8 protein-coding genes and 1 tRNA gene are annotated in these 7,605 nt (G+C 65.6%); all 9 read left to right on the top strand.

What is annotated here, in order from left to right:
* Positions 1-135: 135 nt before the first annotated feature.
* The 9 genes from RMN99_RS07785 (at position 136) to RMN99_RS07745 (ending at position 7,604) form a co-directional block, all read left to right on the top strand.
* Positions 136-768, top strand: a complete 633-nt coding sequence (locus RMN99_RS07785) for an SPOR domain-containing protein (RefSeq protein WP_309622734.1) — start codon at positions 136-138, stop codon at positions 766-768.
* Positions 769-875: 107 nt separating this feature from the next.
* Positions 876-1,382, top strand: a complete 507-nt coding sequence (locus RMN99_RS07780; RefSeq protein WP_309622733.1) for a YbjN domain-containing protein — start codon at positions 876-878, stop codon at positions 1,380-1,382.
* A 141-nt stretch (positions 1,383-1,523) separates the two neighbouring features.
* Complete coding sequence (gene proC / locus RMN99_RS07775) at positions 1,524-2,324, top strand: pyrroline-5-carboxylate reductase (protein WP_309622732.1); 801 nt, start codon at positions 1,524-1,526, stop codon at positions 2,322-2,324.
* A 111-nt stretch (positions 2,325-2,435) separates the two neighbouring features.
* Positions 2,436-3,176: a Bax inhibitor-1/YccA family protein gene (locus RMN99_RS07770; RefSeq protein ID WP_309622731.1), complete on the top strand. Its 741-nt coding sequence runs from the start codon at positions 2,436-2,438 to the stop codon at positions 3,174-3,176.
* A gap of 144 nt (positions 3,177-3,320) precedes the next feature.
* Positions 3,321-4,064, top strand: a complete 744-nt coding sequence (locus tag RMN99_RS07765; RefSeq protein ID WP_309622730.1) for a hypothetical protein — start codon at positions 3,321-3,323, stop codon at positions 4,062-4,064.
* A gap of 97 nt (positions 4,065-4,161) precedes the next feature.
* Positions 4,162-4,237, top strand: a tRNA-Ala gene (locus RMN99_RS07760).
* A 222-nt stretch (positions 4,238-4,459) separates the two neighbouring features.
* Positions 4,460-5,515, top strand: coding sequence for a GTPase ObgE (gene obgE, locus RMN99_RS07755; RefSeq protein WP_309622729.1), 1,056 nt, complete (start codon positions 4,460-4,462; stop codon positions 5,513-5,515).
* Between the two features lie 44 nt (positions 5,516-5,559).
* On the top strand, positions 5,560-6,702 hold the full coding sequence (proB, locus tag RMN99_RS07750; RefSeq protein ID WP_309622728.1) for a glutamate 5-kinase: 1,143 nt from the start codon (positions 5,560-5,562) through the stop codon (positions 6,700-6,702).
* Positions 6,702-7,604, top strand: a complete 903-nt coding sequence (locus RMN99_RS07745) for an NAD(P)H-binding protein (RefSeq protein WP_309622727.1) — start codon at positions 6,702-6,704, stop codon at positions 7,602-7,604. Before proB ends, RMN99_RS07745 begins: the two co-directional genes overlap by 1 nt.
* Position 7,605: the final 1 nt, after the last annotated feature.

The raw sequence follows: 7,605 nt of genomic DNA, 5'->3' as shown, positions 1-7,605 counted from the left end.
CCGGCCCCGGCCCCGGCACCAGCGCCTGCGCCCACGGCGCGGCCGCTGCCGACACCCGCGCCGGCCCCGCCGCCGGTGCCCACGCCGATCCCGCAGCCGGTTCCAGCGCTTGTGCCAAAACCCGTTCCCAGCCCCGTGCCAGCTCCGGCACCAGCGCCAATCCCGGCGGGCCCCGGTTTTGCGACGCTCGATACCGGTGCGGCGCCCGGCAGCGGGTTCGATCTGCGCACGGTTGCGCCCCCGCCGACCCCCGCGCCTGCGCCGGTTCCTGCGCCGCGCCAGCGCAGCGTCGACGAGGCTTTCGCCGGGTTTGATACCCCCAGCCGCGAGGTTGAGCCGCAGTCGGGCGCGGTCGATGTGCGCACAATCCGGCCCATTGCTCGGCCTCCTGCGCTACCAGCGCCCAAGGGGCAGGACAGCAAGGATCCGAAAGCCAAAGACAAAGCCAAGGACAAGGGCCGCGATACCAAGCCCGAGGCACCCAGCCATCCCAGCCGCATCTGGGTGCAGGTTGCCACCGGGCGCGACAAGAACGCGCTGAACTTTGACTGGAAGCGGATGGTCCGCGAAGCCCCCGAACTGTTCAAGGGCCAGCGCCCGCACATCGCATCGTGGGGTCAGACCAACCGTTTGCTGGCTGGGCCCTTCGCCAGCCAGAAGGAAGCCAATGCCTTCCTGGCCAGTTTGAAGAAGCAAGGGATCAGCGGCGGCTTCCTCTGGACCAGCCCGGCCGGGCAGGTGGTCGATGCCGTGGGCGGCGCAAAGTGACCGCAGGAGCCTTTTTCCACACTTTGTAAACAGGCTTGTGGAGTTATGCGCAGGCCCGCAGCGCCGCCGGATTGCCCGCATGGCCTGACCCGCGCCATCCCCCTGACATGATGGAAAGCCACCGCGACTACGACCGGGAAGAAGACGCCGCGCCGGTGGACATGCTGGCATCGCTGTTCGAGGCGCGCGGCTGGCCGTGCGAATTCGTCGGCGAGGACGAGATTTCGGGCGAGATCAAGGGTAGCTGGGCCAGCTATACGTTGCGCGGCATCTGGCGGCGCGAGGATCACGTGCTGCAGATGCTGTGCCTGCCCGATATCCGCGTGCCCGATGACAAGCGCGCGGCGGTGTTCGAACTGCTGACGCTGGTCAACGAACAGTTGTGGGTCGGCCATTTTGATCTGTGGTCGAGCGGCAACGTCCTGCTCTATCGCCATGGCCTGCTGCTGGGCGACGACGGCCTGCTCAGCCTCAGCCAGGCGCAGATCGCGGTCGAAGCCGCGGTTGAGGAATGCGACCGGTTCTATCCGGCCTTCCAGTTTGTGCTGTGGGGCGACAAGAGCCCTGAAGAAGCCATGGCCAGCGCGCTGGTCGATGCTGCGGGCGAAGCTTGAGCCGACAAACCCATTAGCTCGCCATTCCCCCTCCCGCTTGCGGGTGGGGTTAGGGGTGGGCAAGACTGCGCCGCAGCGCTAATCGGGGTGAACCCACCCCCGACCCCTCCCGCAAGCGGGAGGGGGGCCTGGAGCTTTGCCGTGCCTGACAAGACAATCCTCATTCTCGGCTGCGGCAACATGGGCGGGGCGATGTTGGCCGGGTGGCTGGCTGCGGGGATTGATCCCGCGCGGTTCACCGTGGTCGATCCGTTCCTGGCCGAAGCGCCCGCAGGGGTACGGCTGCTCCGCGAAGTTCCGCCAGAACGCTTTGATTTCATCCTGCTGGGCGTAAAACCGCAGAGCGTTGATCAAGCCGCAGCGGCCCTCTCCAGCGTGATCGATGACAGCACAATCCTGCTCTCGATCCTCGCCGGCACCGAAATCGCCAGCCTTGCCGCCCGGCTGCCCGGCGCGGGGCCGATCGTGCGGGTGATGCCCAATCTCTCGGCTGCGATCGGCAAATCGCCGCTCGGGCTGTTTGCGCATGGTCTGGATGATGCGGCAAAGGCGCGGCTCGGTGCGCTGCTCGCCCCGCTGGGCACGGCTGAATGGCTGGATAGCGAAAGCCAGCTTGATGCGGTAACCGCACTGGCCGGGTCAGGCCCGGCCTTCGTTTACCGTTTCATCGATGCCCTTGCGGCGGGCGGCGCGGATCTGGGGCTTGACGCGGAACAGGCGCGGCGGCTGGCTGTGGCAATGGTTGAAGGCGCGGCGCGCCTCGCCGGTTCGACCGATCTTGCGCCCGGTGAACTGGCCCGCCGGGTGACAAGTCCGGGCGGGACCACAGCGGCGGGATTGGCCGTGCTCGATGCCGATCAGGCGCTGATGCAGCTTGTCGCGGCAACCTTGCGCGCCGCGCGTGACCGCGGTGCCGCGATGGCGGCCGAGGCGCGGCGTTGACCCTGTTACAAATTGTCACAATCGTCCGCGTCCGGTTTCGCTTGAAACTGGGGCGCTTTGCCACGATATTGCAGGCATCGTCCGCATAACCGGACGTAAAAGGAGTTAGAAATGGCCGATTGGAATGACCCCCAGGGCACCCGCAGTCCGTTTGGCGGGGCAACCCTCAACGGTGAGGTAGCCGGCAAGGTTGCGCGCGACGAAGGTCTGCGCCGCTACATGCTGGGCATCTACAATTACATGGCTTCGGGCGTGCTGCTTTCGGGCGTGATTGCGCTGCTGTTCGCAAGCTCGAACTTTGGCCTTCAGGTGATGAGCTCGCCGCTGCGCTGGGTGGTGATGCTGGCGCCGCTGGGCTTCGTCATGGCGATGAGCTTTGGCGCGGGCCGCATGTCGGCCGGAACGCTCAAGATCCTGTTCTGGGCGTTCAGCGCGGTCATGGGCATGTCGCTCTCGACGATTTTCCTGGTCTATACCAGCACCTCGATCGCCACGACCTTCTTCGCGACCGCCGGGGCCTTCGCTGGTCTCAGCCTTTATGGCTACTCGACGAAGCGCAATCTGTCGGCGATGGGCGCGTTCATGATGATGGGGCTGATCGGCATCATTATTGCGATGGTGCTGAACCTGTTCCTGCAGTCGAGCGCGCTGAACATGGCGATCTCGGCGCTGGGCGTGCTGATCTTCGCCGGTCTGACCGCCTGGGACACGCAGCGTCTGCGTGAAACCTATTATCAGGTGCAGGGCACTGAAATGGTCCAGAAAGTGATCGTGATGGGCGCGCTCAGCCTCTATCTCGATTTCATCAACATGTTCCAGTTCCTGCTCAGCTTCCTCGGCGATCGCCGCTGATCCTGCGCACAGCACGTAATGCCGTGCCCGGTGTGAGTTCGCTCACGCCGGGCATTTGCTTTATGGGGCAAAGCGATTAGGACCACGTTCAGGTCGAATGCGCTGATATGCGGCAAGCAGCAGCGTCAGAATTTGGGTGGGAATATGGGTTCGCAAATCGTCAAACTGGTCCTGGGTGCAGGGCTGATTGTGCTGGCCAGCTCCGCCGATGCCAAGCCAAAGGCCAAGCCGGTGCCGCCGCCGCCGCCCAAACCGGCACCGCCGCCGGTGGTCTATATTCCGCCGCGGCCCACCCCGCCGCTGGGTGCCGCACCCACCACTCTGGTTCCGCCGCTGGGGGCCAATGGGGTGCGCCAGACGGTCAACGCCGGGATCACCCCCAATCAGACGGTGTGGAACTTTCGATCGGCCTTTAACGTCGCGGCGCTCAACTGCCTCAGGCCCGAACACGCAGAGATCCTTGTCGGATACAAACTGTTCCTCAAGAACCACAGGACCGGGCTGGCCCGCGCCAATACGGGCGTGAATACCGAGTTCAGGAAGCGCTATGGCGCGGCCTATGTGCGCCCGCGCGAGGCCTATATGACCAAGGTCTACAATTTCTATGCGTTCCCGCCGACGGTCGCCAATTTCTGCGATGTGGCGCTGGCGGTCTCGCTCGAATCGAAGACAGTGAAGCCGGTCAATCTGACCGCTTTTGCCACCCGCAGCCTGGCCGCGCTCGACAAGGTGTTTGACACGTTCTTCATCGGGTTTGAGCAATACCGCGTCGATGCCGCCGCCTGGGACGCCAAATATGCGCCCACCCCCGCCCCTGCCGTGATCCCTGCGGTCGTTGCTGTCCCGGCACCAACCCCTACACCGACCGCCAAGCCGACCGGCAAATAGCCGTTCGCGGCAAATTTGCGCTTCCAAGCACGCCGGGCATTCGCTAAGTGGACGCCTCGCGCGGGGGGCGCCTGTCCCCCGCACCGCGGACTGGAACGGGGCCGTAGCTCAGATGGGAGAGCGCGTCGTTCGCAATGACGAGGTCAGGGGTTCGATCCCCCTCGGCTCCACCAGTACCTTGCCGTTTGCCACATATCGGCCTGTAAATGGCGATCTTCTGCGCTTCCGGTGCTCACGGCCCAAATGGCCGCTGCGCGCCGGTTCTCGAAGCTCACCATTTTCGGCTCGGACTGAGGCAAACGGCAAGGCACTGGCCTAACCCCCAAACCCACTCGGGCTGAACCTGCCGAAGCCTATGCGCGACAATTACCCTTCAACACGTTAGACACCCACCCATGCATTTTCTTGATCAGGCCAAAATCTTCCTCCGCTCGGGCCAGGGCGGGCCCGGGGCAGTGGCGTTCCGGCGCGAAATGTACGTGGAATACGGCGGTCCCGATGGCGGCAACGGCGGCAAGGGCGGCGATATCATTTTTGAAGCGGTGCCAGGGCTCAATACCCTGATCGACTTCCGCTATGCCCAGCATTTCAAAGCCCCGCGTGGTGGCCATGGTAAAGGGCAGAACCGCCACGGCGCAGGCGGCAAGGACATGGTGATCAAGGTCCCGATCGGCACGCAGCTGATCTCGGATGAAGACCGTGAAACGGTGTTGCTCGATCTGACCGAAGTGGGTCAGCGGATCACGTTTCTGGCTGGCGGCATGGGAGGACGCGGCAATGCCAGCTATAAAACCAGCACCAATCGCGCCCCGCGTCAGCACCAGCCGGGCGAAATGGGTGAGGAAATGTATGTCTGGCTGCGGCTGAAGTTGCTGGCCGATGCGGGCCTTGTCGGCCTGCCCAACGCCGGCAAAAGCACCTTCATCAACCAGATCACCAATACCAAGGCCAAAGTGGGGGACTATGCCTTCACCACGCTGACCCCGCAGCTTGGCGTGGTTCATCACCGCAACCGCGAATTCGTGTTGGCCGATATTCCCGGCCTGATCGAAGGCGCGGCCGAAGGCGCCGGGATCGGTGACCGGTTCCTGGGCCATATCGAACGCTGCCGGGTGCTGATCCACCTGATCGACATCAACGGAACGGATCCCGCCGAAGCGCTCGAAATCATCGAGGAAGAGCTGATCGCCTATGGCGGCGGGCTGGACGAAAAACCACGGCTGATCGCGCTCAACAAGATCGATACGGTTGACCGCGAACTGGTCGATGCCTTTATCAAGGAACTGAAAGCGGCCGGGGCCCAGCGGGTCTATCCGATTTCGGGCGCGACCGGACGGGGCATGGATGCGCTGCTCGACGGGGTGATCGAATTCTTGCCAGCGGCGACCGTCACCGAACGCCCGATCGGCGCGCAGGAAGAAGGCGACGACACACCCTGGTCGCCGATCTAGAGCCAGAGGTTGCATCGCGCGCGCATTCGCTTAATCGCCAAGCCATGACCATCGCCCGCCTTTCCGACCTGACCAGCAAGGCTGCCTGCCCCCGGCTGGTGGTCAAGGTCGGCTCATCGTTGCTGGTTGGCAGCGGCGGCGTGCGGCGCGATTGGCTGCAAGGGCTGGTCACCGAAATCGCTGCGGCGCGCGCGCGCGGACAGGACGTGATCGTGGTTTCATCGGGCGCAATTGCGCTGGGCGCGGCGCGGCTCGGGCTGGAAAAGGGCGGGCGCGGCAGCCTGGCAGATGCCCAGGCGGCGGCAGCAGTTGGCCAGATCGCGCTGTCGGGGCTGTGGGCCGAGCTTTTGGCGGCGCATGGCATCACCGCGGCGCAGCTGTTGCTGACGCTTGAGGATCTTGAGGATCGCCGCCGCTATCTCAATGCTACCGCCACGCTGACCCGCCTGCTCGATGCGGGCGCGGTGCCAGTCATCAACGAGAATGACAGCGTCGCCACGCAAGAAATCCGCTTTGGCGATAACGACCGGCTGGCGGCGCGGGTGGCGCAGGCGGCCAGGGCCAGCGCGGTGCTGTTGCTGTCCGATGTCGATGGGTTATTCGATACCAATCCCGCCAATCCGGGCGCGCGCAGGCTGGACGAAGTGCGCGGCGTAACCGCCGAAATCCACGCCATGGCCAGCGGCGGCAGCGCATCGGGCATGGGTTCGGGGGGAATGACCAGCAAGCTGCAGGCCGCCGAGATTGCCGAACGTGCCGGGATCGCGCTGGCCATCGCCAGCGGGCTCCACGATGCGCCGATCGAACGCGCCTGCGGGCAGGGGATCGGCACGCTGTTCCTGCCCAAAGACGTTCGGGGCCGCAAGGACGCCGGGCGCAAGGCCTGGCTGGGCGGACGGCTCCGCCTCAAAGGCGCGCTGGTGGTCGATGCCGGGGCAGCCAGCGCGCTGGAACGCGGCGGCAGCCTGCTCGCGGCCGGGATCGTGCGGGTGGAAGGCGAGTTCCAACGCGGCGATGCGGTGGCGGTTCAAAACGAGCAGGGCGCGGTGCTGGCCCACGGCCTGGCCGAATACGATGCCGCCGATTGTCTGCGCGTGCTGGGCCGCAAAAACGCCGAACAGGCCGAATTGCTGGGCTATGCGCCGCGCTCGGCGGTGGTCCACCGCGATCAGATGGTGCTGATCTGATGCTGGCAATCACCGGGGCGACCGGGTTCGTCGGGCAGGCCTTGATCGATCGCGCGCTGGACGCCGGTCATGCGGTTCGCGCGCTCGCCCGCAAAGCGCAAGCACCGCGGGCGGGGGTCGAATGGGTGGCCGGCGATCTTGATGCGGCAGAGCAGTTGCGCGCTCTGGTGCGCGGCGCCGAAGCGGTGATCCACGTGGCCGGGGTGGTCAATGATGCGGCCGCGTTCGAATGCGGCAACGTGGTGGGTACGCTCAATGTGATCGCGGCGGCCAAGGCCGAGGGTGTTCAGCGCTTCATCCAGGTCTCGTCGCTGTCCGCGCGCGAGCCGGACTTGTCCGCCTATGGCGCCAGCAAGGCCCGCGCTGAAAAACTGCTCATGGCAAGCTCGCTCGACTGGACGATTGTGCGCCCGCCGGGGGTCTATGGCCCGCGCGATGTCGATTATTTCGAGATGTTCCGCCTCGCCAAATGGGGGGTGATGCCGGTGCCGCCGCGCGAAGGGCGCGCCTCGATCATCCATGTCGATGATCTGGCGCGGCTGCTGCTGGCGCTGGTGCCGGGCGGGGAAGGGGTTTCGTTCCAGACGTTTGAGCCCGACGACGGCCGCAATGACGGCTGGGGTCACTATGAATTTGCCCGCGCGGTGGGCTGGGCGATGGGGCGGCGGCCGTGGGTGGTGCACCTGTCGCGCCGCTCTCTCGAACGCGCGGCGCAGGTTGACCGGCGGGTGCGCGGCACGAAAGCGCGGCTGACCGAAGACCGGGTCGGCTACATGAGCCACCCCGATTGGGTGGTCAGCCACGGCCAGCGCCCGCCCGCATCGCTGTGGTGCCCGCTGATCCCGACGCGCGAAGGGCTGAAGGCGACTGCCACATGGTACCGCGACAACGGCTGGCTGTAAC

The sequence above is a fragment of the Novosphingobium sp. genome (assembly GCF_031417815.1).
Lineage (GTDB): Bacteria > Pseudomonadota > Alphaproteobacteria > Sphingomonadales > Sphingomonadaceae > Novosphingobium.
This window is presented reverse-complemented; position numbering and strand designations above follow the sequence as displayed.